Below are 258 nucleotides of genomic sequence, written 5' to 3' on the forward strand. Positions count from 1 at the left end.
GTCATCCGCGCCGATCTCCAGACCAAGGATCTTATCCACTTCATTATCACGACCGGTCAGGAACATCAGCGCCACGTTGGCCTGCTCGCGCAGTTCGCGTGCCAGCAACAGGCCGTTTTTACCGGGCAGATTGATATCCATGATCACCAGGTTGACGTCGTTGTCGGTAAGCACCTGGTGCATTTCAGCGCCGTCGGTGGCTTCATAAACGACATAACCTTCCGCCTCGAAAATGCTTTTGAGGGTATTACGCGTGAC

1 protein-coding gene is annotated in these 258 nt (G+C 54.3%); it reads right to left on the minus strand.

What is annotated here, in order from left to right; all coding sequences use genetic code 11:
• Positions 1 to 258, minus strand: a 258-nt coding sequence (locus B3797_RS13955; protein WP_311791385.1) for a response regulator, incomplete at both ends; no start/stop codon positions are given.

The sequence above is a fragment of the Pantoea sp. UBA5923 genome, assembly GCF_002431095.1.
GTDB lineage: Bacteria > Pseudomonadota > Gammaproteobacteria > Enterobacterales > Enterobacteriaceae > Pantoea > Pantoea piersonii.